This window comes from Enterobacter cloacae complex sp. IR5458, assembly GCF_049238025.1.
Classification (GTDB): domain Bacteria; phylum Pseudomonadota; class Gammaproteobacteria; order Enterobacterales; family Enterobacteriaceae; genus Enterobacter; species Enterobacter kobei.
In genome coordinates this window covers 1-22,119 of record NZ_JBMKIF010000030.1, presented here as the reverse complement: position 1 = coordinate 22,119, position 22,119 = coordinate 1, and the positions used below count along the sequence as shown (strand labels likewise).

24 protein-coding genes and 1 pseudogene are annotated in these 22,119 nt (G+C 43.9%); 17 read left to right on the top strand and 8 right to left on the bottom strand.

Going from position 1 to position 22,119, the window contains the following annotated elements:
• Positions 1-74 precede the first annotated feature (74 nt).
• From ACOTYN_RS20395 to ACOTYN_RS20325, 15 genes are all read left to right on the top strand, one after another.
• A complete protein-coding gene (locus ACOTYN_RS20395; protein WP_000220379.1) occupies positions 75-1,307 on the top strand; it encodes a DUF7146 domain-containing protein in 1,233 nt (410 codons plus the stop codon).
• Between the two features lie 269 nt (positions 1,308-1,576).
• On the top strand, positions 1,577-2,098 hold the full coding sequence (locus ACOTYN_RS20390) for a hypothetical protein (protein ID WP_001011130.1): 522 nt from the start codon (positions 1,577-1,579) through the stop codon (positions 2,096-2,098).
• Positions 2,099-2,176: 78 nt separating this feature from the next.
• A complete protein-coding gene (locus ACOTYN_RS20385; protein WP_000762003.1) occupies positions 2,177-3,055 on the top strand; it encodes a hypothetical protein in 879 nt (292 codons plus the stop codon).
• Between the two features lie 69 nt (positions 3,056-3,124).
• Complete coding sequence (locus ACOTYN_RS20380; RefSeq protein ID WP_000691119.1) at positions 3,125-4,060, top strand: hypothetical protein; 936 nt, start codon at positions 3,125-3,127, stop codon at positions 4,058-4,060.
• Between the two features lie 68 nt (positions 4,061-4,128).
• Positions 4,129-5,049, top strand: coding sequence for a hypothetical protein (locus ACOTYN_RS20375; RefSeq protein ID WP_000991697.1), 921 nt, complete (start codon positions 4,129-4,131; stop codon positions 5,047-5,049).
• A gap of 66 nt (positions 5,050-5,115) precedes the next feature.
• On the top strand, positions 5,116-6,054 hold the full coding sequence (locus ACOTYN_RS20370) for a hypothetical protein (protein WP_000472041.1): 939 nt from the start codon (positions 5,116-5,118) through the stop codon (positions 6,052-6,054).
• A gap of 171 nt (positions 6,055-6,225) precedes the next feature.
• The gene (locus ACOTYN_RS20365) at positions 6,226-7,182 is read left to right on the top strand and encodes a hypothetical protein (RefSeq protein ID WP_000149830.1); all 957 of its coding nucleotides are present in this window, start codon (positions 6,226-6,228) and stop codon (positions 7,180-7,182) included.
• Between the two features lie 263 nt (positions 7,183-7,445).
• Positions 7,446-7,721 (top strand): hypothetical protein, encoded by a 276-nt coding sequence (locus ACOTYN_RS20360; RefSeq protein ID WP_001004201.1) that lies wholly within the window; start codon positions 7,446-7,448, stop codon positions 7,719-7,721.
• Positions 7,722-7,765: 44 nt separating this feature from the next.
• On the top strand, positions 7,766-8,356 hold the full coding sequence (locus ACOTYN_RS20355; protein ID WP_000578891.1) for a hypothetical protein: 591 nt from the start codon (positions 7,766-7,768) through the stop codon (positions 8,354-8,356).
• Between the two features lie 7 nt (positions 8,357-8,363).
• On the top strand, positions 8,364-8,621 hold the full coding sequence (locus tag ACOTYN_RS20350; RefSeq protein WP_001371933.1) for a hypothetical protein: 258 nt from the start codon (positions 8,364-8,366) through the stop codon (positions 8,619-8,621).
• Between the two features lie 73 nt (positions 8,622-8,694).
• Positions 8,695-9,231 (top strand): hypothetical protein, encoded by a 537-nt coding sequence (locus tag ACOTYN_RS20345; RefSeq protein ID WP_000107167.1) that lies wholly within the window; start codon positions 8,695-8,697, stop codon positions 9,229-9,231.
• Between the two features lie 16 nt (positions 9,232-9,247).
• A complete protein-coding gene (locus tag ACOTYN_RS20340) occupies positions 9,248-9,694 on the top strand; it encodes a hypothetical protein (protein WP_259408563.1) in 447 nt (148 codons plus the stop codon).
• 90 nt (positions 9,695-9,784) lie between these two features.
• Positions 9,785-10,747 carry a DNA replication terminus site-binding protein gene (locus ACOTYN_RS20335; protein ID WP_000119428.1) on the top strand — a complete coding sequence of 321 codons (963 nt, stop codon included), beginning with the start codon at positions 9,785-9,787 and terminating at the stop codon, positions 10,745-10,747.
• A 9-nt stretch (positions 10,748-10,756) separates the two neighbouring features.
• Positions 10,757-11,662: a hypothetical protein gene (locus ACOTYN_RS20330; protein WP_001198595.1), complete on the top strand. Its 906-nt coding sequence runs from the start codon at positions 10,757-10,759 to the stop codon at positions 11,660-11,662.
• Complete coding sequence (locus ACOTYN_RS20325; protein ID WP_001805195.1) at positions 11,598-11,942, top strand: hypothetical protein; 345 nt, start codon at positions 11,598-11,600, stop codon at positions 11,940-11,942. Before ACOTYN_RS20330 ends, ACOTYN_RS20325 begins: the two co-directional genes overlap by 65 nt.
• A gap of 21 nt (positions 11,943-11,963) precedes the next feature.
• Here ACOTYN_RS20325 and ACOTYN_RS20320 read toward each other — a convergent pair whose 3' ends face one another.
• Positions 11,964-13,139: a tyrosine-type recombinase/integrase gene (locus tag ACOTYN_RS20320; protein WP_000795949.1), complete on the bottom strand. Its 1,176-nt coding sequence runs from the start codon at positions 13,137-13,139 to the stop codon at positions 11,964-11,966.
• A 169-nt stretch (positions 13,140-13,308) separates the two neighbouring features.
• Between ACOTYN_RS20320 and ACOTYN_RS20315 the strand changes: the two genes are divergently transcribed.
• On the top strand, positions 13,309-13,521 hold the full coding sequence (locus tag ACOTYN_RS20315; RefSeq protein ID WP_001285422.1) for an Hha/YmoA family nucleoid-associated regulatory protein: 213 nt from the start codon (positions 13,309-13,311) through the stop codon (positions 13,519-13,521).
• 360 nt (positions 13,522-13,881) lie between these two features.
• Entirely contained in the window at positions 13,882-14,964 is a 1,083-nt protein-coding gene (locus ACOTYN_RS20310) for a hypothetical protein (protein ID WP_001232447.1), read from the top strand.
• Between the two features lie 165 nt (positions 14,965-15,129).
• On the opposite strand, the gene ACOTYN_RS20305 is transcribed toward ACOTYN_RS20310, so the two are convergent.
• The 7 genes and pseudogenes from ACOTYN_RS20305 to terW form a co-directional block, all read right to left on the bottom strand.
• On the bottom strand, positions 15,130-16,629 hold the full coding sequence (locus tag ACOTYN_RS20305) for a helix-hairpin-helix domain-containing protein (protein WP_001284318.1): 1,500 nt from the start codon (positions 16,627-16,629) through the stop codon (positions 15,130-15,132).
• 25 nt (positions 16,630-16,654) lie between these two features.
• The gene (locus ACOTYN_RS20300) at positions 16,655-18,292 is read right to left on the bottom strand and encodes a PP2C family serine/threonine-protein phosphatase (protein WP_000081060.1); all 1,638 of its coding nucleotides are present in this window, start codon (positions 18,290-18,292) and stop codon (positions 16,655-16,657) included.
• Positions 18,292-19,332 (bottom strand): TerY-C metal binding domain-containing protein, encoded by a 1,041-nt coding sequence (locus tag ACOTYN_RS20295; protein WP_001253656.1) that lies wholly within the window; start codon positions 19,330-19,332, stop codon positions 18,292-18,294. Before ACOTYN_RS20295 ends, ACOTYN_RS20300 begins: the two co-directional genes overlap by 1 nt.
• Positions 19,333-19,416: 84 nt before the next feature.
• Positions 19,417-20,055 (bottom strand): vWA domain-containing protein, encoded by a 639-nt coding sequence (locus ACOTYN_RS20290; RefSeq protein ID WP_001253658.1) that lies wholly within the window; start codon positions 20,053-20,055, stop codon positions 19,417-19,419.
• Entirely contained in the window at positions 20,055-20,696 is a 642-nt protein-coding gene (locus tag ACOTYN_RS20285) for a TerD family protein (protein WP_000116681.1), read from the bottom strand. Before ACOTYN_RS20285 ends, ACOTYN_RS20290 begins: the two co-directional genes overlap by 1 nt.
• Positions 20,697-20,718: 22 nt before the next feature.
• Complete coding sequence (locus ACOTYN_RS20280; protein ID WP_001253657.1) at positions 20,719-21,357, bottom strand: vWA domain-containing protein; 639 nt, start codon at positions 21,355-21,357, stop codon at positions 20,719-20,721.
• Between the two features lie 462 nt (positions 21,358-21,819).
• Positions 21,820-22,119: pseudogene (gene terW, locus ACOTYN_RS20275) on the bottom strand (tellurium resistance protein TerW); the annotation flags it as partial.

Sequence of the window (22,119 nt, the reverse complement as noted above, 5' to 3'; positions counted from 1 at the left end):
TTGTGGGTTTCTCCCTGTCTTCTGCACCGCAGAAGGCATTGAGAAACTCACAATGCCAGATAAGAGAGATCATCATGACTTATGCATCCCCGGCTCTTCGTCGTAAACCACAGGAAGTATCTGAACACTTTATTAAACTCGTTCATGCTCGAATTGCTGAAGTGTCTGGCTGGAAGTATATATTCGAAAGAATACCTGCTTTCAAAGACGCTTGTGCAAAAGCCCCGAGCCAGGTTCCTTGCCCGTTTACTGGCGCAGGGAAATCGAAGTTTCGTTTCCGGCAAAAAGACCTTTATACCGGATGTGCGATCCATAATGACTTTCCGGTAAATGAGTTTTGCGACGGAATTGATGTTCTGGCGAAATATTATGAATTAAGTAAAACGCAGACTTGCAAAAAGATTCTCTCAGATTTTTTCGGGATGGATCTGCATGCTCCGTTAACTGACGCCGACATTGAAAATGAACGACGCTATAAATCAGCAGTTCGTGCCACAGAAACTCTTGACCGAGAGGAAGTGGCAAAGCGAATGCGAAAACTTGATGTGATGTATCACTATACCGGTGAAATAAAGCCTAATACTCCTGTTGCTTTGTACCTCCGTAATCGTGGGATCTCCCGCTTACTGAGTCACTTACCAAAGGATTTAGGCTTTAATAACCGGATCTACTATTGGGATAAAGATAAGCAGAAATCGATTATCTATCCGGGAATGATTGCAATCTATCGTGACACCCGAGGTCGGCCTCTGACTATCCATAGAACATACGTAGACAAAAACGGTGATAAGGCACCTGTAGAAAATCCAAAGCTGATGATGAAGCCTCCTGCCGATATGACAGGTGGCTCAATTCAGTTGTTTGACCCTCACTATGATTCAGGTAGTTCGACCTGGACACTGGGAGTGGCTGAAGGGATCGAGAATGCGCTTTCTGTTGTAGAAGCGACTTCAACACCATGCTGGGCAGCCAGCTCCGCATGGTGCCTTGAAAACGTTACTGTTCCTGATTTTTTACTGCCTCCGCCGGATGTAAAATATATAAACTTTTATATCTGGGCGGATAAGGATATTGCTAACTCACAAGGCACTCGTGCCGGTATCGAAGCTGCTCAGCGACTTCAAAGCCGCATGGTTGAGTTTTTGGCTAAACGATATCCCGCATCAAAGCTGACAATTGAAGTCTTCGAACCAGCACAAGATATTCCTGATGGGAAAAAGGGTATCGACTGGAACGATGTTCTCCAGTTAACAGGGCAGGATGGATTCCCGATTCACTGGGCTCCTGAATGTCTTAATCAGCTGTAACAACGATAACTCCCCCGCATTTTGCGGGGGGGGTTATCTTATCAATATTATTTTTTAAATTGTATTGATAAGATAACCGCTTTCCTTCGTGATAATTACCTGCCTTTAAGGTCTTTTCACGGCTGAGATGCTTGCTCAGTTAAATAAATGTGCGGTACTACTGGCTATGGTCGGTTGTATGACATGGTTATTCCATAAACTATTAAAACCCATAACGGGAGTATTACCGTTATGGTGATGCTCGTCGTTTTACATCGGAGAGCATTTTAATGAATTTTCAAACTAACGAAGTTTTTAATAAATTTGCTGCTGTTATAAAATCGCGCATCGTCAATGAACCATCGTCATGCTATTTGCTGCATGATAATGAGATAGATATAACGATTTTGAAACATGGCATATTAGAAAATGACAGAAACCTGTTGTACGTAGTTCGTCCTTCAGGAACGTGTTTGTTGCGTTGTGACAAATATTTCTATCCGAAATATTATCTTCGTTGCCGTGGAGATTATAAGTCATTCATATATGTCCATCTTGATCTACATAGTGGTGAAGCTAAAGAAATCACATGGGAGCAAGCAGACGATATGCTGTCTAGTCCAGGAAAACCCCCATTAAAAGGAAATCTTGGACGATTTGAGTATATAAAAGTTGTGGTTGAGGACCTTCGTATTCGAGGTTACGCTGATTATCTTCCTGCGTATAATCTTGATGACCTTCGCCGTTTTGCCTTACAGGACGACCGCCCATCCCTTGTCAGATACATTGACAATGTAATGGCAACGGTCTGATTGGTTGCTAATTGATTTACATATTTTCCCTGATGGCCAACCTGCATCAGGGAGGCCTCAATAACGACTGGAGGCTGTATGAAGTTAGCTACGGACCTGGTAAAAGCTATTTTGATTAGAAATGGTGTTGAACCAGTAAATATAAGCGAATCATCTAAATTATCTTTGAAACAACCACTGACAGAACTTAAATTCAGTTTATATTTGCGAACTGAGCATTTATCTCACTTCCTACCCGGTTATGTTTATTCTATAAAAGAATGTCCACTGTCATATGACATCGGGATCGAAATTCAGAAAATCTTCGAAAGTTTACATTTGTTAAACGAAGAATTTGAATCCCTCGGTTTTGTTTCTGTATGGATAGAAATGCATCAAAGCATTTTTGAACAAAGTCGGTTTAAGAAAAGTAACTTTACTTTTCGGGAGGAAGAGGTCGAGCTTGCTAAAGGGCTTGTTTGTTCTCACAATTCACAAATAAGTAATGCGGCTTATTTCTGGCTTCAGCACTTTGAGGAGTTTATGATTTATGTTCGTAATAAGCTTATCGACCTCTTTCGAGAGGCCTATGACCTGATCCTTGGAATGCAGCAAGTATTTTTCATTCGGGAAAAGGAAGAGCTGTTGAAAACTATAAGTTATGGGGATGACCTGTATGAGGTGAAATTAATGGCGGCTGAGCTTTACTCTATCGAACAGAACTTAAAGTGTTCTGAATCGATAAGTACAAAATCTCAAGCTTCGGCATATATTAACCGCATCCGTGAGTTTGTGCGTTCGGGGTGGAGGCAGGGCTATATAGTCTGCCATCATAAGCGAAGTAATCAAATCTCATCATTGTCATTACCGATGTACTTGAAAGATACGTCAGGCCGAAGTGCTCGAAAGCGAGTAAAACGTCTTATATCTTCTACAGTTTGTGGTAGAAATAAAGATTTAGGTCTTACAGATTTTTAATTAAATTATACCCATGTGGGGATCACACCCCATATGGGAGTGATCCCTTTTTTATTGAGAGAGGATCACATGAAAATTATCGAAAAAATCATTAATGCCTTTTTGGTTGTTCAACATAAAAAAATACAGGTTAAAAACATTACATTTTTAGACAATGGGCAGGGCATGTTCTCTGGTATGTCTTTTGATGCTGATGTTTCACTGGAGTTTATGTATGAATCAGCAAAAGCATATAGTTCTTGTTTCTGTGATATTCCCTTTCCAGGTTTTGAAGATGCAAATCTGGAGGAAATTACGAAATTTCAATTAGATGCTTTGAAGCAAAGAAAGAATCATTCTTTCATTGTTAACCATTTGAGGTTTCCTATAGTTTTAAGGGAAGGGTGCAAAATCGAAAGAGGAGAAGTCTATTCAATTTCGAATTGCACTTATAATAAAGAAAGATTGCAGTATCTTTTTTCTCAGGATATTTACGGTAAGTTGTATAATTCCTTAGAGAAAGAATTAAGCTCGTTTTTCTCATTTATCAATGTTGAGGTGCACGAGTTGTTAAAAGATGCTGTATGCTTTGCATTAAAAATCCTGAATAAGATATCTTTGGATACACCTGAAAGACTTATTAAAGCTTTTAATTATCGTGACTGGTATTGTAGTTACGATGTTGAGCTTTTTAGGAAAGGCTTACCTGGTCATATTCTGGAAGAGCTCATTGCTCCAGATATCTTACTTTCAGACCTTAACGGTTGTAGAAAAATACTTAGAAATGCAAAACGATTTCTAAATGGACATACAAAAACCAATTGTGTTTATATTAAATATGAATGGTGGTTGGGGCCTGTGGATACCTCACACTCAGCTAAGTTGATGTCTGACAAAGAAATTAACAACCGAAGTGACTTGAAGAATTTTTCAAAGGTCTTTTTCAAAGAGTGTTTAAGTTCTGGTAAGTCGGAATATGAAAACCATCTTAGTGAAAAAGAACATGCGCTTCGCTACAATTATTAATTAAAATTATTTTCTCCCATAGGGATTTCTCCCTTTGGGAGAAATCCCTCTATTAAGAGGGTATTTAAATGAATGCGATACAAAAGTTAGTTGAATCTATTCTTGTTAAAATGGGTTTTGTTGGCGCTGTAGTGGAAAATATATATTTGGATTCAAAACCATTTCGGCATATTCGATTTGTGGCTGATATTCCAGTAATATCTTTTCTACCTCATTTGGTGAAATATCTTAAGGGCGCAGACCATCTTTACTGTGGTAACGATGATTTGCATCCTCTTTTCATTTATTTTTCCGAAGCGGCTACATTAAAAGCAGGCCCTGTAAATCTCGCGAACTTTCGTTTTGAAGTTTCTATAGCTTCAACTCATTTACGACTGGTCTCAGAGCAGCCTGATTTGCTTATCAAAGGATTTAACCGGGATAATCTAGAATACGTTTATTACCGCTCAGATTTGGCCTCTAAGGATCTTATACTAGGCCTTGTTGAACACGGTTCTCCTTTCATAAAACATCTACATGGACTTATACAAAAGCGAATTTTAAACGAGTTCTCTCTGATTTTTTCTGTTCTTGAAAAGATTTTAGAAAGCGCGAAGCCACAAATTCTTGCTTGCTTCCATAGTGTTGATTATGAAATGAACGTAAAAATAATAGCCGAAGCTATACCTGAAACTGTATCTAATCAGATAGTCACATCTGATTATATAGTTAATTCTATATCAGATGCGGACAAGTTTATAAATCATGTTCGTCGCTATTTAGCAGGCAGGGTAATGAAGAGGCGGATATACGCTGAATTAGATGTTTGTGAAGAAACATCAAATATTTCACTAGTGAACTTAGGATGCTTTACGTCTCCTCTGCTCGTTACGGAATATCAAATGTTTAAGCCACACTCTTCAGGGTTATATCGAAAAGCTATAAACAACTCCTTAAAACAGTTCAAACCAGAAATGCATGTACCTTCTGAAGAACTCTTTTATAATTAATCTAACCCATCCGGGAACTTGCTTCCCGGTGGGAAGCACTTCCTTTTTAGTCATGAGGTAGTGTAAATGTTTAAAGAATCTGACCACGTGGAATTTGTTAGTGCCTTTCTTTATCAAAATTTAGGCCTTAATGTTCCCGCTGACGATATAACCGTTCAATTATCTGATACTTCGTTCGACAAAGTAACCTTTGATTACGATGTAGATATCGATAATTTAAATTGTATGTTGGATCTCTACATATCTGAACTAATAAAGCACAACGCATCTTACTCCGATTCTATTCTTTTGAAACAAAAAATAATTTATTTTCTTGGAGTATTTAAGAATTTCGGATTTTTTACGTTTGATATTCGCGGATATAGTAATACTTTAAGCCCAGTTAAAGTTATTGATATTGTTTCAATGATTATTAATGACTGTGAAGAGTTATCTAAAGCTAATTCTTCTACTGATGCTATAAGAAATCTTTATCTCGATAAAATGAAGGTGGATGGGAAAGTGTTAGTTGCGAAATTTGCACTTAAACAGTTTTTTCATTCCGACTTTGGTGACTTTATCTCATTTGTCGAGAAAAGAATTACAGATTGTCTTAATGAAACTTTAAGGATTATCAAAGCTGTTGAACATGGCTTTGTACGTGTTGGGCAGCATAAGATTAATCGCCGTATTAATGATGACTTAAAGTTATGCATTGATTTCAATACTGATGATTATCCGGCAAATATGCCAGATATATATATTAAGTTTAACGATACATTTGATGGGAACGGGGCGTTATATTGTGACAATGATGCCCTCATATCCCTCTATACCGATGTTGCTTCAATTATCAATGTGCCGGTGATGATGGAAGTAAGATTGATCAATAAAAGAGGGCGTGTTGTCTGTGATTCTTCGCATTCAACTTACGTATCTCTCGAAAGTAATGACCGATACAGAGTAACTGATCGCACATTACTAATAACTGAAGCTTTTGACGATTTTCGTAACGCGTCTCAATGATCCTTTTGCTTCAGTCCAAAAAAGTAACTTTGGTTGGCTGAAGACACTTGTCTATGACAATGTAAAATCTGTCGCTGGCATCTTCTTTTAGCTTAACCAAACTTTTATCTAACCCAGTGGGGAAGTCGCTTCCCTTCTGGGGCACTTCCTCTCAAATTTGAGGTAGTGTATATGACACATTCATCTGATGATAAAAACTATGTCCGAGCAGTTCTGAGCTATCTTGGCATAGATTTTGATGAGGCGGATATAGTATTAAGTGTTTGCCATTGTCAAAGTGACGAGCTTTCTTTTACCTGTAATATCAAAGCTATTGAACTCAAGAATGCTGTTGATTTATATGTCGATAGTATCTCTGAGAATGAAATAGAAGCTTTAAACAGAGAATCTTTAAAATCTCGACTCTGTTACTTTCTTGAGGTGTTTGACGCAGTCTCTGGTCAGTACCTTGAGATTTCAGGAAAACACTTTGCAACTAGCCGTTTTGAATATGATGATGTTTGTAGTGAAGTTCTTAGCATGTCTAATGATGTTTCTCAGTCGAAAGGTTATGACCGGGATGAATATAACAGACTGATGCAGGTTGATGGTCAGGTTATGATTGCCCGTTTTGCTTTGCAACAGTTCTGGGATACTCATTTTATTGGACTAATAACATTTGTATCTGAGTCTATAACATCGAGCCTCTATAAAGCTTATGAAACTTTTAGTGATATAAGTTTGGCTTGCTATAAACTGAGTGAATATTCTTATTCACGCTCTATCAACAGTGAATTGACCCTTAATATTTCACTTAAAGAAAATGACTTCTGTGAGGACCTATCTGATTGCTATATGGAAGATGAGGCTTTACCTTCTGGTAGGGTAATTTCTCGACGCAACAATGACTCCATAATAAGTATTTATGAGAGCTATGCTGCGGCTTCTTATATTCCGATGATTGCATCTTTGGAAGTCGTTGATGAATACGGCGAAGTGGTTACTGACCTCTGCCATACCGTTTATGTTTCAGAGTTAACCGGTGGGCGGATTAAAATCCACGACCGTAATGACTTAGTATCTGAAGTTTTCGATAACCTAAGAAATTTAAATCTTGCAGTTGGAGATTCAGTTTCACAAGCTGCTTGATTCTTTCCCTGATTTTGATTTTTTCTCACATACTCTTATGGCACGGTTTCCGTGCCTTTTTTTTGCCTCGCTTACAAGCGTCTACTCCTCTTCTACCTATCCCACCTTACATCACCACTTAAAATCTATCTTTCTAATTCCATTATCCTTTTCGTAGCCTCTAATGCTCTGGTATGAACATACTCTTTAAACTCAAAAAAGTGCTATTAACGAAAAAAAATCCCTAAAGAGATTTGTATACTGTTCTCAACCAAGGAGAGCTCATGAATGAACTAAAATCCAAAAACGAGAACAGTACCAAAAGCAACTTTCCCCCGGTTGATAATCAGTTTTGCTTTTACCATGTTGATTTCAGCATAGAACGACTACTTTCAACGGCCGAGGATCTCCAGCTTGAGTACATCTTCCAGAAACCTGGAAGTGAAGTAAGAAAGGATTTGGTTGAGCGATTCGAACGTGGAGAGCGCTTTGTTACAGCTTCACACTGTGACAATTTCTGTGAAATCCTTGGTTGTCAAGGCCATCAGGAAAATGCATAAACCCATAAACCTACATTTCCACTTTTAAGGATGTTCACTAAAGAATGATTGGAGAAAGTATTTTTGACTGGGTAATTTACGGAATATCCATTTTGATATTTGCCTCAGCACTAATTGAAGGAAAGACAACTCGCTACCCAGCACTTTTTTTCTATGGGAGTTTAATTTTAATGTTAATCCTGATAGTTGCTGGAGGCCTTAACTGGTGGTTCTACAGGTCAAAATATGGCGCAGTAATCGTTATCTTCACAGTGGTCTCTTTACTGATGACTCGATTCCGCCTGGTCATATATAAATTAAGATTAAGAAAGTTAGTTTCAGAAATCAGATTTCGTATAAAAACGGGTTTTCGTATAATTCTTGTTTTGTCGGATAATGAGGATGAGCGTAATGTTCTGCTGTCTATGCTTAGCAACGTATTGCCAGAGCAAACGCTTATTCACACGCGTGATGCTCTCGGACCTCATTCAGAGCCTATCCTAAAAGCTCTTGAGCTACATCATCAACAGGGAACAGGTTACATACTCGTCTGTGAACAACAAATCTCAGCGCGTACGTGGTTGAGTATCGTAGAAAATGGGAAACCTGATACATCTATAGCTGTTAATTTTCATTCGATCCCAGAAATGGAGTGATTTTTCAATGAGTAGAACCGTTTCACAAAGTGTCACAGAAGATTGTCTTTTTGATACCCGCACACAAGTCAGATTACAACTAAGTCGAAGCGTTCATAAAACGCTGGCATCTGCTAAAGAAATTTTACAGGGAAGGGGGGTTGATTCGGTCTCTATTGAAGATCTTGTGCGAGCCTGTCTTGAAGAGAACCAGCCAATTGATCTAGCCTCACTTTACCTTGAAAATCTCTTAAAACAGAAAGGTACCAGCATTTGCGATTTTTAGTGTTTTCAAACCTATTAGATAAAATGCCGGTTGTGTTTATATAACATCAATAATTTCATGCAACAGGTAAAACATGAGTACTCAAAAGCAACTTTCCAGAACTACCGGCACTGAACGTATGTTTAAGGAAGAGCTGGCGTTATCCTTAATTTGTTGGGTTTTCACCAGTCCTTTTACCAACTGGACCGATAAAGTCTTCAGTGGTATTGAAGTTCCGTCTGAAGGACCGTCATCATTACGGGGTGAGACAGAAAAATTCTTTCGTTTTGTCGTTAATGAAGAAGGCTACGACGCAGGAAGGGCTGCTATTGGTCTTGACCTATGTTGTTTTTCACTTCCGTTGTGTTTGTTCCCGGACGCTGCCCTGTCTGAGGAAGAGGTTATGAGTAAGTTAACCGGAGAAGTTATCCATGGAATTCTTCTTTCCTTACCTGAGTTTATTGATATGCCAGAAGTGCTCGCTTACCAGGTCAGGGATGAAATTCTTGCTTTTAACACTCGCTGTGGAGACGGGATCTTTCATGGTTGGAACACGGCTTCAGAATTGTGGAAGTTTGAAATCTTTCCCCGCACCACCATCATGATGCAGCATACTTCGGCAATACATTAAAATTAGGCGGGGCAGAATGCATAAAAAACTTTTTCTTCTCGAATGGAAACCCTGTCAGAGCCGCGTATGGGCCGGTTGGATGGCCCTGTGGTTGACTATCAGTTTTCTGATGTTATCTGCCTTGCTTATGACAGATCATCTCCTGAACAAAGTCATCCTGTCGCCAACATGGTTGTTGATCTGGTTTTCGCCAATGCTGGGGTTTTTGATAAAAGTTCGCGTCGTCGAAACTCAACATTTCCTGGAGCATGACCTCTGTGTTGCAGGTTTCTCTTTTTACCGCTGGAAGAGGTTAGTTTCTCCCGGGCTTTGGTCAGTTGACTGTATAAATGGTCGTTTTCGCCTCAATCGGATCACCCAGGTGGGTAAGACTATCCACTATCCATGGCGTCTCCATTATCATCCTTTGTTCATGAGCCCTATCGAACATAAATCGCATGCTGTGAAAGCTGTTTCAAAATGACTTCTTTAGAGGTTTACATGACATTTATGTTCTGCAAGGTCAGCCTGGGCAGCAAAATTGATTGGAAATAACATGAGCCTGGAGAAACGTATGAGTTATGACGATTTGCCCTATTTTCGTGACCAGATTCTGGAACGCATCGACTCGCTCAAGTGTTTTCTTTCGAACACCCCCCCGATGATGGCAAACCTGATGACTGTCTCCACCGTATCTAGAACAGAAGAGCGCTTGAAGCAGGTTAAACCCATCAGGGTTAGTATTAAAGACGATGCTTCGGTTGAGGAAATTATTCAGGCACTTACTGACATCTGTGTGGATGACATAGAGTCATTAAGTCATGATTCCACCAAAGTAACCACTAAATACCCGGGTCTAATCATTGTCCCCGAAAGAGCAGATCTTCTCGAAAGCTTGATCACTTCTATAAACGAAGCAAAAAATGATTTTGCTGCGGCAATGAGGCGTATCGATAATAAAAAGAATGTCCGTTTTGATAAAGTGCACAAGAAGCTCCCGGGCCTTGTCGCTATGCACTCAACAAGAAATATCCTTTTCATCAAGTCCCAGCTTAAAAAAGTTACTTTTTCATGGCGGCTAAACCGAAACCAGGAAGTTAAAACAGCAGAGCAACTTGTGAGTTTGTTGGAGCGCAGGAGAGCCTCAGAAGTAAAAAATGTAGCAACTACCAATTTGAATGTCGTGTCTAATATCGATAAGGCTTTACACCGTCTTGAATTTCACCCACTGAAGCAGGGCGAATCTTATCGCCTTTGTCGAACTAACTCTTTCCCTGTTCCGATTGCTCACATTTTTGCATTTAGGCCTGAAGGGCAGGAACGAAACGGGAATAAATATGCTGAGACTGATTATTCAGTAGTAAAAGCATCCTTGCCCATTTTCGCAGCAGGCAACATACCTCAATTAAAAACGCTCTCTGACTGGGCTCCTGAAAACAGCCAGGGTCCGTCCAACCAACGGAAGCTGAGCCTGAAATATACAGAACTCGTGCCGGGGGCTGAGCTGGGCATTTTCATTGTCAGCCCCGAAAATTAAGGAACAACAATGCAATGGATTTCCACAGCCAGCCAGAAAATCGATGAGCGTCTCTATCGTGTCTGCGTCTGGGTAAAAAAATATCACGCTGATGCGATTAACCGCGTTGTGCTAACCGTTGATCTAAGTAAAGCCCGACATGACCCTGACGAGGACCAGGTAAGAGCAGAGCTGCTGTGCGGCCATTATTTTTTGCTTCGTAAGGAAAACGCTTCGAACTCTGCGCCTGACGATCAAAAGTTTGCTTTCCTGCCTGACGGGCGCAATCTGTGTTGGCAGACCGCAACCCCGGTGCTTCAGCATCTCCTACTCAATAAAAACGTTCCTGAGTCGCTGAGGTTGCTTACGGACTACATACATATGCGTCTGGCCAGGCTGACAATGGTACCTATGTCCGGAACCATCATGAACGAGGCTCTGCTGGACAGCATCAGCTGGGTTAAGGTGGATTTGACCTACTTCTGGCAGTACGAACAGCTCAGCTCTCATCTGGGACCCATCCAGATAACCCACAAGGCACTTGTACGCTTCGGGCACCTGGCAAAGAATGATGAAAACTCCAGTGCCATAAGAATTCTGCGTCAGCGTCTGTCTTCAGAATTCTTACAAGAATTTCAGATGGCTGAGGATGAGCTAAAGCGCAAACAGTCGTTGATGGGCACCATGGACGTGAAAATGCTGTTTCATGCTCATTACCCCAGCCAGAAGATGCTGGTGGCTCGATATAAAAATGGTTGGGTAATGGTGGATTGTTTTCTGTTTCACCATACCAAACCTAAGAAAAAAGCAAAAAACAAAACTACTGTGGCTAAGCCTCAACTTAAACAGACTAAAAGAGAAGGGAGTGAAAATGGAACTGGGCATTATGGTGTGCATCGTGTTGTTACTCTCAGTGGCGGCGGCGTGGATCAGTAATAAGACAGTTGATTTGCTCGAAAGATTCTATTTCAAGCGTCCGCTGAGCATGGAGTACGCGGCATGGCTACGTGTAATGTGTGCAGGCTTGTTATTAGTTTTTATTCAGGTTGCTCCCCAATTTACACTCCTGTATACCCTTAAACTTGTCACGCTTATTAATCTTGGAATCCAGACAATGAAATTAAATGGCGTGTACAAATATAAAAGGACGGGAATTTTGCCTCCGGGAGGGGCACTCTCTAATCTCACCAGACTTAACCCGTTCAAGAAAAAATAAAGTTATGCGCCCGTGAGGGCGCTATTCATCAAAGGCATTTCGCATAAGCTTGATCATGGCTTTTTTACCAGCTTCAATATTGCGAATGTAGCGCATAACCATTTCTTCATTCGACCAGTTCCCCATTTCCATAATCTGTGGTAGCGAGTAACCTTCAATATCCAGCTGTATCGCACCGCCTACACGAACGCTGTGCCCTGTCCAGTAACGGGTTTTAGTCTCATTTGGATAAAGCTCATTCCACATTTCTTTAAATGCCCGTAAAAGGGAATTTTTGCTGAGCATACCGGCATCGTCCACAGTGTCTTCCTCATCTTCATCGTTCAGAAGACTTTGTTTAGCACGGTAGGGCAGGTTATGCCGTTTAAGAAGCTCAGATAGCTCATTCCCTTTACTCCGAAGCTTCCAGCCGGGTGGCATATAGCCTGTATCATGGAAATTTACGGCCTGGAAAAGGTATTCATCCGGATGACTGTGCTGATCCATTTTCACAAGGTTCATCAATCTCAAGAGGCAGTTAGTTAACTGACGTGTCAGCCGGTAGGTAAGAAGTGTACTGATGTTCGTTTTTGTACGGTATACCGTCAGGTTAAATTCACCGGTCATACTATCCAGAGACAGATCTTTCAGACGTATACGGCGAATTTCGGATGAACGGAGCAGTGTTTCAAAGCCTGTCCAGATCAGGCACAGGTCACGAAGCTTACGAACTGAGTTTGTAGTACTGCGTAACTTTATCAGAGCCTTGAGATCGCCAATAAGAAAGGGAGTTGCCTGTTTAGTCGTCTTTCGCTTCCGGGCTTCCGATTGTTTTAAGGCTTCCAGCATGTACCATGCTTCAGACGTAATAATCCCGGGCAGGTTAAGCCCTTTTTTATGGATACTGTTTAAGGCCTGAAGACAGCTGTTTATGCTGCTTCGTGACAATTTGCCTTCAAGATGCCCCATAAACGCCAGCAGAGCTTCCTCAGACACGGGGAGCGAACTTACTGGCCAGTCTGTATGCAACCGGGCATTCGCCTGATACCATTCGTTCCATACTCGTAGCCAGTGCAGATAGGTTTTAGCTGTGTTGTATCTCAGATGGGAAAAGTAACGGATCAAGCGTGAAAGCTGTTTATCATGGTTGCCGAACGTTTCCAGCTGCTGATGCAATTCGCTTTCCGAAAACTGTCTGATCACTGATTGATTCTTCATCCTGCTCACCGGGATACACTGGTTTTATTTACAGTCATTTTAGCACTCATGTACCTGGTTATGAACAGGGTGGAAACAACGAAAAAGGTTGTGAAATCGTTAGGCTTAAGTGAAAAATGATATTAAGATTATCCCTGGCCAGTTGAGGCCTGTCTAAAGAAGGTTGATTATGTCTGACACAAAGCAGTCTTATTTAATGAAATTCCGTAAGTGTAGTTCGTTCGAAACGCTCGAAAAAGTATTTGAAAGGTTATGTGAAAAAAACTCGGGTGTCGCCTCTCTTGAAATTTCTGGTGCTTATGATCATCGTAAAGCTGAACTGACAATGAAAAAGTTATATGACAAAGTTCCTGCGAGTGTGTGGACCTTTGTTCGCGAGTAATTATTGATATTGGCACAACAAAAAGACTGTGTCTGGATTTGAAAATAGTTTATGCCCCTTTCGGGGCTAAAGGCACTGTAATAGCCTGTCTTTTTAACTTTCTTATTAAGTTCGGAGAAAGACTTTAATCATAAGCCAAGCCCACTGCTAAATACATCCGATATTCTCCTTAATTTTAGAAGTTGTGATAAAAGTTACTTTACCTAAACTTCTCTCTCCATATTTGTAAGGCTCTCATTTGATTCTTGTCAAACATTAATCTGGAAAACTAAAAAATCATTTCTTTTAATTCGTTTTACAGAAATCCTCCTCCGTTATTTCGGATATAGTTTGAATAATTATCAAAAACGGGGTGCAGCCATGCGTAAGAGTTACACATTTGGTATTCCATTTGGACTCCAGAGAGAATCAGGACTCTTTTTAGATATTACAGAGGTCAGCCGGGGTATCGACTGTAACTGCATCTGCCCCGCTTGCAAAACTGATCTGTTAGCAAAGCAGGGGGAGGTCAAGCTTTGGCATTTCTCACACAGTACTGCTGTAGCCGGTGACTGTGATGGTCTGATGGAAGCCATCCGGGGAAAAATTATTGAAGTCATCAACGAGCACCAGGTTCTTGGTTTCCCAAATCTTCTCGCTGGCGACGATGGTGGGCCGGTTTCACTGAATGAGGTTATTGGAAGCGGCAGTATGTTCGGAGGCACAGCTGATCTGTTCGTAAAGGTTAATGATTTATGTGTGGCCGTCTTTCTGGACAGGGATCGTAGCATTTCTGCGAAGTTAACCTTTGACCACCTTCATCCTTCCGAAAGAGTTGCCGCATTGCGTATCGATCTTCCAGATATTGAATATGAAATCAGTCAGGTGCAGCTCGGGCGACGTAAAACAACATACAGTGAGTGCATTGAAAGCCTGATCATTGATGAGACCAGTTCCCGGGAATGGCTATATCATCCATTAATGCATGAACTTGAATCTGAACCTCTTCAGGAGTATCGGGGACGGGAGCCTTCAGAGGAAGGGCCTCTTCTTCAGCGCCTTGCTGACTGTAAGATGAAATTGCCTGATATCCTTCCGGGCAGTCATAACGCGTTAGTCAGGTTACAGCAGGATACGATTGTATGTCTGTGTCGGTTAACGGTTCGGGCTTATGACATCGCTCAGACCGATGAATTTCCTTTGTTCCTTCGCTATTTCAGGTTGCACTGCCTGGAAAACAGCGAACATGTCAGTTACGAAAGACTGATCTGCTGGCAGGAAATGATTTCAAAAACCCAGGAAGGCCAGTCCTTGACACAAAACGAACTTGAATATCTTCATGAGATTGTCCGCATCGCCTTATACAATCACCGGCTTAACAATGTCAGTATTTCAGATGTTAAAAACCATGACACAGGAAAGGAGAGCGGCAGGGTAGAGCCACAAAACTATTCACTCTTATAAATAAATTGGGCTTTGCGCATTAAACCCTTGCCGCAGGAGGTGTACCGCATATCCGGCACAGACAGTCAGTTTTTCTGGCAGCTTAAATTTGACACAGCTTAATATAGTGATTCATTAAACAGGTTCAGTATGCTGCCAGAACGTTTTAGTCGTTATGGGCGTCCGTTAGTTTTCTACTAACTGAACGACGACCAGCCTGCCGCCTTCCTCCTTTGACAGAACAAACTGAGCGTTATTCGTCAGTTCAATTTTTTCCCCAATGGCAATCTGTCGTTTATCCGGTAATGACATAAGCCCATTTATGCCTTCATTTACTAACCACCACTGATCGTTATGGAAAACAAAATACCCAACTCGTTTCCTTTGCAAATCGGTTGTACGCTCATTTGGCGCAATGAGGCGATTCACATGCCACGCATAGATTGACTGCCCGCTCCACACCATCAACCGGTGGTCGTCAGGACGATAACTGCCTTCCTTTCGGGAAGAATATAAATTTAGAACCGGTAATTTACCCTTGTATGGCGTACCGCAGTAGGGACAAACCGGCTTTGTCTTACCCGAGAAAACGTACCATTTCTGTTCACACGCCTTGTTCTGGCAGGGCTGTATCAGATCGACTGTTTTAACCAGGGCGCTTTCCCACTCATCGGCGGTCGGGCGTTTAGTGGCATCGTGTAAGCCATCTATAAAGGCGCGCTCAAACAAAGGTGTCAGATAAGGGCCCATGATGGTGTAAGGAATTTTCTCCGGGTCAGCCCAGGGCAGTGAAAAGGACGATAGCTGACTGACTTTGACTGCATTGCTTTTGTCTGTCGGATGTTCAATGAAGAGTGCCTTCTCACCCATAGATAAGGTCTCATCACGTACTTCATCCGACATGTCATGTATTTTTCCGCCACGTAGCGGATGACGGAAGAACAGATACATGTAGATAAGCACCGACAGCGCATGACGGTCAGTAGTAATGCTTGGCAATACGCGGTTCGGATCCTCTTTGGAAAGATGACTGGTTTTCACCACTTCCGGAGCGATAAAATCCGGGGTGCCCACCACGTCGGGAGGATACTTTCCAGGGACAACCAGGCCGTCTACGTCAATGATGCAGGCATGTCCCATTTCTGGATCGATAAGCACGTTTTTATAGCTTAGATCGCTGTGACAGAGACCTGCCGCATGCATCCTTCTGACGGCTCTTGTCAGCAGCAGACAGACCTTGAGATAGGTAAGCGTATTGCCTCGTTCACGTGGGTCGAGAAATTTGTTCTGGTTGCTGGCGCTGGCAAACCATTTGCCTTCCTTTTCACGACCTTTTATGCCAAGAAAATCATCGTTTTTAGAGCCGTATTTAAAGAAAAAGTAGCTTTTGTAGGTTGGAACCACGATGCCGATTTTATGCCCATGCTCAACAACATGGGTCGGCCAGCAAAACAGGTCCTTCCAGTATTCACCTCCGGACTGGCCAAAAATGTTTTGCCTGTAGCGTCCGGTGATCATATCAATCCGATCCCGGGCCTGCTCGTTCTGCGGTTTATGATAAAAAGCGACGACGTATGATTTATCAGGCGAAAAGTAAACATCCTTCATCGAGCCCGAACCAATTACCTCGTCAACATACTGGACTGTTTCGCCGTCCTTTGTTTTGCACGTAACGATATTTGCCATATTGATCACCGAAAAAGCGTATCCCTTACCACAACACCGCAATAGTGCGGTCATCATGGTTCCCTGTGGAGAAAAAGTTAAGCCAGTCGCCTAACCTCTCAGGCGCAATACTGGCGTCTGTAAGGACAGGGTTGAGCTCATCAACGAGACGGGTCCATTTTTCGTCACTGCGAAGCCCATTATCCGTCTCAAACAGAGGGTCTGAGACGCCGTCTGTCATGAGGATCAAGTGAGATACATCATTCCATTTACCCACGCTGATGCGGCCGCTAAACGAGGGGTCTGCGATAATGCTCTGGTCAAGGAAACGGGTTTGTCCTGCGTATTCTCCGCTATCGGGATTTCCCAGTATCCTGACTTTACCGGAAGGGCTGTATGCACCTATCGCACCATCACCAAGCCAGAATGCAGTCGCAAACAGCTCGTTATCAGTTCGTAGCGCTACAGTTGCCAGAAGGGTTGTTGAATAGGATTTCACAGGTTGTTCTGCACAAATGGCTTCGTTCTGGATACTGTTGACCGCGAGCGTAGCTGCCTGTTTAAAATGATGAAGCATGGCGTTTATTGTTGCCTGCTGATCGCTCCCTTCCCACGCCGTGATGTGCTGCTTTAAATGGACGCCTTTCACACCACTGAGCTGATTTAAAAGGTAATCGCCAGCCGTTTTGACTGCAATCCGGGAGCCTTCCCGGGAATTTACCGCACTACCGGCTCCGTCTGCGACCAGCATGACAGACCATCCTGTTTCCTGGCAGTGGTTGATGTAGAAGTCGTCATCTCTGAAGCTTCCGGCATGCTCATGAGAGCGTCCCCGGCGACTGGCGGCAGCAATACGTATATCACCCCTGACCAGGCCAGCAGCGTCCAGATGGGACTTAGGGTAGGGAGCGTCTGCTGGTGGCTCTACCACCTTCCACAGGCTTCTCGGATCGGGATTGATTATAAATAGCTGTTTTGTTTCACATTCGTCGTGCGACGTGCATGACCAGATTACTGAAAGCTCTATATCGCCGCTTTCGGTGGGAGTACCTGTCAGCAACTCCTGTTCTTTGTCAAAAGACAGGCCAATGTTCCGGGGAAAGACAACGTCCCTGACAGTAGCCTGCTGGCCCTCACCCAGAACGATAGCAACCGGCGAAGAGAAACGTTCGCCTGCGCGGGCGTTGGGGATCGTTATTTTAGCTCTCGGGGGAACGGCAGGTGGCACAGCTAAGCTGGCCCGCTGCTGGCCTGTCGGTATCTGCCCGGGTTTTAATACCAGGGAAGACAGGTTTTCGTCTTCCCTCTGTGCTGGTTTATCAAATTCGTAATAAGGCATCAGCTTCCAGAACGGAGGATGAGGCTCATTTTCTGGCAGGGGTTGCAGTGCTGATGTATCGGTAGCGTCAATGCCCGGGTTATCAGCAACACTTACGACCGTTTGTTGCTGATCGGAAAGACTGGATGCTGACGAGGCGGCAATCTCTGCGTCGTTATCACCTTCGCTAACCCGCGCAGATAAACCCTGTGCAAGGCTCTCAATCCGCTCTTTAAGCCGCATAATTTCTTCGGTAAGGGATGGGTCCTGCGATAGAAGTAAAAGCCGCTCACCTTCAACAGGGTGGCCCAGCTCAGACAGAACTAAGCGGATAATCTTCTCTTCAAGTAAAGCATTTTGCGACATCAACCTCTCCCTCTGTTTACGTCGAAGTTAGTGTTTCCGCCATCATTGCTGAATGACAGGCCTGTTTCACACCACGGGCAGATCACGTCATCCGGGCCGTCAATACACAGCAACTTTCCGCATGAGCACAGGGCAAACGCACTGGCATTACCGCAGTGGGGGCAACCCGGTACGCCATGCAGTTCGCTGGTATTTACCTGCAAACCGGTAGCGGTGGCATCTGACCACGCAAAATAGTCCTCATCGATGGGATAGCATCCGGCAATATTAAAGCTGTTCAGGTTCAGACTGAAATCGAGCCCGGAAACCCTTGCTGGTGGCCGTTCATACTTCATCAGGTACGGACGACGGGTCTTGCTGCAACGGCCGGTAAGCGTAACGCAGTTTTCGTCGTACGCTTTTACTGGCTCGTCCTTGGCCAGCCGGACTATGTATTCAGTCTGGCTGAGCTCAGGTTGTTTGTCGTCCCCGACGCTGCGGCTGTGCGCCGTAACCGAGGCCGTGATCCATTTGATGAAGCGGGTAAAGTCCCCTTCCTGAGATTCGGTGAACAGCATGACATTCTCTGTCAGTTGCCGCAGGATATTCAGGTCCGCTGACGGCCCCAGGCCAACGGCAATGAGATTCACTTTACTCGCGTAGTGATCCTTCCAGCGCTTCACTTCTGCGGTTGTGTCGTCAGTCGGACGTCCGTCGGTAAGGAGATACACGACGGGTTTCCAGTCGCCTTTAGCCTCATGAGTGGTTTTTCTGACCTGGGTATCAATTTGCACGGTCAGCTCACGCAATGCAGCTCCAAGGCTCGTACCGCCGCCAACGGGAAGGCGGGGAGGGTAGAACGAGGCAATTTCGTGAAGAGGTACAATCGTACGGGCTACACCGGCAAATGCGATTACCGAGACCCAGGCTGTTTCAAGTGCGTGTGGATCCTTTCTTAAATCTCCGACGATCATTTGCAGACCATCAGTCATTTTTTTCAGGTTTTCACCAATCATGGACTCTGAACAGTCCAGGACAAAAAACACGGGAAGGCGTCTCATAATTTTCCTCGTACGGCTGGTACGGCCAGCAGAAAACGTTGCTGTACAGAAAGGTGCTGCCCGGAAACAGCACCTTTCTGTCTGTCAGAGCACCAGCTGGATTTCTGGTGGAGGAGGGGGAAGGGTATCAGTTCCGTTATTAATCCCCGCGCTTGTGCTGCCGGAAGACACGCTGGCCGATACCCATTTAAAGAAACCTGCAAACGCGGTTGAATCTAGCGTCTCCAGAGACACAACCTTATCGGTGAGCTGTTTTAAGTGCTCATGGCCTGCTTTAGGACCAACGGCGCAGGCAATGATGGATCCGAATCCCCGGCCGCGAATCGCTTTTACCGCTTCACCGTACGCCAGGGCATCAGAAGGGGTTCCATCAGTCATCAGGAATACCAGAGGACGCCAGTCTCCTTTGGTATCACCATCTGAGCGACGTACATCCCGTTCAACACACTGCATCAGACATTCAAGGGCAGCACCGGTGAACGTCCCGCCTGCGCTTGGCACAACGATGTCAGAAAACTGGAAGTCTTCCAGCGGCGTGAGAGGAATGAACTCACGCGCCTCATTGTCATAGGTGATAATGGAGATATGAACGCTTTCGAGGGCGTAGGGATCCTGGCGAAGAGCGCTAAGCATCGCCTGAATTCCAACGTTAACGGAATGGATTGACTCACCGCGCATCGAGCCGGATGTGTCGATAACAAGGTAAACAGGCAGGCGGCGCATCACATGTAATTCCTCAGGTGCGAGACAAACGAATCTGATTCTGAAGGCTCACCAATTGCCCTGAGTTTCCAGCCTGTAGCCTCGCGTATCAGCTCGGCAAAGACCATGGAGCGCTGGCTGGCGAAGGCGGGTCCGCCAGAAAGATCGAATCGTGCCATTTCAATATTACGGGCATCTACTGCCCGGATGAAGGCATTCTGAACTTTACCAAAGTGCTGCTGGAGCTTTTCACCATTGTAGATCTGAACGATGAACACAATTTTCTCGTACTGAGCGTCAAGGGAATTCAGGCGCACAATAATTTGCTCATCGTCACCGTCACCGGCTCCGGTTCGGTTATCGCCCGTCAGCCAGATATTGCCTGACTTATGGCGAAGGCTGTTGAAAAAGATGATATCGCCATTCACAAGCGTTGGTTTACCATTTTCCACATTGCCGAGATCGGTCACCTTTCCGGCTGAATTACACAGGAAAGCGATCACATCAAGGTCGTATTCTTCTTCTTTTTTACCAAAGATCCCGCCGAGAAAACCTTTCTTTTCCTCATTAATATCCCAACCGAGGCCGATAGTAACGGACGAGAGATCGTATTCATTTTTTTTCAGGCTTACGCCCTGGCCTTTGCTCAGACTGACAGACATGATATCCCCTTAATCAATAAAATTATAAGACCACATTTACTTCTGGCGGCGGCGGTGGCAGGTCTTCAAGACCGATCACTTCTTTTTTGCTGGACTCCACTTTCTGACTGCCTACCGAAATGCTCGCACTGACCCATTTAAAGAAAGCTTTAATCGTCGAACTGTCAGCTGTATCGAGCTGAACCACGATTTCAGTGATTTCTTTGAGGACGCTGGTATCGGCATCATGCCCGGCTGCACATGCCACAACAACGCCGGTTCTGGCCGCTTTAAAGTCATTCAGGCCTTTACGCCAGTCATCATTCGGACTTCCATCCGTCATCAGGAATACAAGGGGACGCCAGTCACCTTTAGTGTCAGCCGTCGTTTTCTGTACTTCTTTGGCAATGGAGCTGGCCGTGAGGGAAAGCGCTTCGCCAAGAGACGTGGTGCCGCTGGCTGTTAGTGCTGGCATCTGGAAACTCAGGAGGTCTGTCAGGGGGACTGCCTGTCGGGCTGAAGAATCAAAGGTGATCACTGACACGTGAGCCGTTTCGAGTGCATACGGATCCTGTTTCAGCGTGGTAAGCAGCGTCTGAACGCCATTTTTAACCGCTTCGATAGGCTCTCCGTGCATAGAGCCGGACGTGTCGAGTAGCAGATATACGGGTAAGCGTCTCAAATGTAATTCCTTCTTAAGAGATCGGAAGAGGAGAGTAGTTTCAGGAAGAGGCCAGGGTTTGTTGATTTGATAAAACGGCACGACATCTGTCGGGTGGAGATTAAATACTCAGAAGCGGCATTAAAGAAATAAGTTAACCACCATAGAATTACCGACATGTGAATGGCCTCTTATCAACAGAAAAATAATTCAGACCGGACTGGAATATAAGATTTCTGAAAAAACTCGGACAAATAAACTGTCTTATGTATGAAATTCATCATACATCACAGATCTGCATGAATGGAGTGTAAAACGCCCAAAGATTGATGTGTAGCACAAGAGGATGTCAAGACACCAGGTTTTGTAGTCAGTAAGGCGCTGCTGGCATTGCGGGAGGAGAATAGATCAAAACTACGTCACGCCAATACAGAGGTAAAATATGACAAAACCGGGGTTTTCACCCCGGTCTGAGATTTAGCGTCAGGACTTTTTAGCGCTGTATTCTTTTATCAGTTCGTCAACGGAGTGCAGAGCCAGCTTCTCTACCGCTTCACTTCGGGTCGAGCCACTCAGCGCAGCCAGACGGTCAATTTTTCTTAAGATCCGCATGCGTAGCGATAAGGACACGGCTGTTTTTTTATCCTTATCGAGTACGACCTTCCCTGTAGACTCACCGGTTTTCAGTTCAGCATTCTGTGCGAGCGCTTCATTCATCCGGCGAAGGGTCTTTTTATCCAGCTGGCCCGGATTAACGAGATGGTAGGAATGACCTGCCTTGCT

Bases quoted from the DNA above. Each gene is read 5' to 3' on its own strand.
- ACOTYN_RS20395 (WP_000220379.1), top strand. From the start codon at position 75: ATGACTTATGCATCCCCGGCTCTTCGTCGTAAACCACAGGAAGTATCT.
- ACOTYN_RS20390 (WP_001011130.1), top strand. From the start codon at position 1,577: ATGAATTTTCAAACTAACGAAGTTTTTAATAAATTTGCTGCTGTTATA.
- ACOTYN_RS20385 (WP_000762003.1), top strand. From the start codon at position 2,177: ATGAAGTTAGCTACGGACCTGGTAAAAGCTATTTTGATTAGAAATGGT.
- ACOTYN_RS20380 (WP_000691119.1), top strand. From the start codon at position 3,125: ATGAAAATTATCGAAAAAATCATTAATGCCTTTTTGGTTGTTCAACAT.
- ACOTYN_RS20375 (WP_000991697.1), top strand. From the start codon at position 4,129: ATGAATGCGATACAAAAGTTAGTTGAATCTATTCTTGTTAAAATGGGT.
- ACOTYN_RS20370 (WP_000472041.1), top strand. From the start codon at position 5,116: ATGTTTAAAGAATCTGACCACGTGGAATTTGTTAGTGCCTTTCTTTAT.
- ACOTYN_RS20365 (WP_000149830.1), top strand. From the start codon at position 6,226: ATGACACATTCATCTGATGATAAAAACTATGTCCGAGCAGTTCTGAGC.
- ACOTYN_RS20360 (WP_001004201.1), top strand. From the start codon at position 7,446: ATGAATGAACTAAAATCCAAAAACGAGAACAGTACCAAAAGCAACTTT.
- ACOTYN_RS20355 (WP_000578891.1), top strand. From the start codon at position 7,766: ATGATTGGAGAAAGTATTTTTGACTGGGTAATTTACGGAATATCCATT.
- ACOTYN_RS20350 (WP_001371933.1), top strand. From the start codon at position 8,364: ATGAGTAGAACCGTTTCACAAAGTGTCACAGAAGATTGTCTTTTTGAT.
- ACOTYN_RS20345 (WP_000107167.1), top strand. From the start codon at position 8,695: ATGAGTACTCAAAAGCAACTTTCCAGAACTACCGGCACTGAACGTATG.
- ACOTYN_RS20340 (WP_259408563.1), top strand. From the start codon at position 9,248: ATGCATAAAAAACTTTTTCTTCTCGAATGGAAACCCTGTCAGAGCCGC.
- ACOTYN_RS20335 (WP_000119428.1), top strand. From the start codon at position 9,785: ATGAGTTATGACGATTTGCCCTATTTTCGTGACCAGATTCTGGAACGC.
- ACOTYN_RS20330 (WP_001198595.1), top strand. From the start codon at position 10,757: ATGCAATGGATTTCCACAGCCAGCCAGAAAATCGATGAGCGTCTCTAT.
- ACOTYN_RS20325 (WP_001805195.1), top strand. From the start codon at position 11,598: ATGGAACTGGGCATTATGGTGTGCATCGTGTTGTTACTCTCAGTGGCG.
- ACOTYN_RS20320 (WP_000795949.1), bottom strand. From the start codon at position 13,139: ATGAAGAATCAATCAGTGATCAGACAGTTTTCGGAAAGCGAATTGCAT.
- ACOTYN_RS20315 (WP_001285422.1), top strand. From the start codon at position 13,309: ATGTCTGACACAAAGCAGTCTTATTTAATGAAATTCCGTAAGTGTAGT.
- ACOTYN_RS20310 (WP_001232447.1), top strand. From the start codon at position 13,882: ATGCGTAAGAGTTACACATTTGGTATTCCATTTGGACTCCAGAGAGAA.
- ACOTYN_RS20305 (WP_001284318.1), bottom strand. From the start codon at position 16,629: ATGGCAAATATCGTTACGTGCAAAACAAAGGACGGCGAAACAGTCCAG.
- ACOTYN_RS20300 (WP_000081060.1), bottom strand. From the start codon at position 18,292: ATGTCGCAAAATGCTTTACTTGAAGAGAAGATTATCCGCTTAGTTCTG.
- ACOTYN_RS20295 (WP_001253656.1), bottom strand. From the start codon at position 19,332: ATGAGACGCCTTCCCGTGTTTTTTGTCCTGGACTGTTCAGAGTCCATG.
- ACOTYN_RS20290 (WP_001253658.1), bottom strand. From the start codon at position 20,055: ATGCGCCGCCTGCCTGTTTACCTTGTTATCGACACATCCGGCTCGATG.
- ACOTYN_RS20285 (WP_000116681.1), bottom strand. From the start codon at position 20,696: ATGTCTGTCAGTCTGAGCAAAGGCCAGGGCGTAAGCCTGAAAAAAAAT.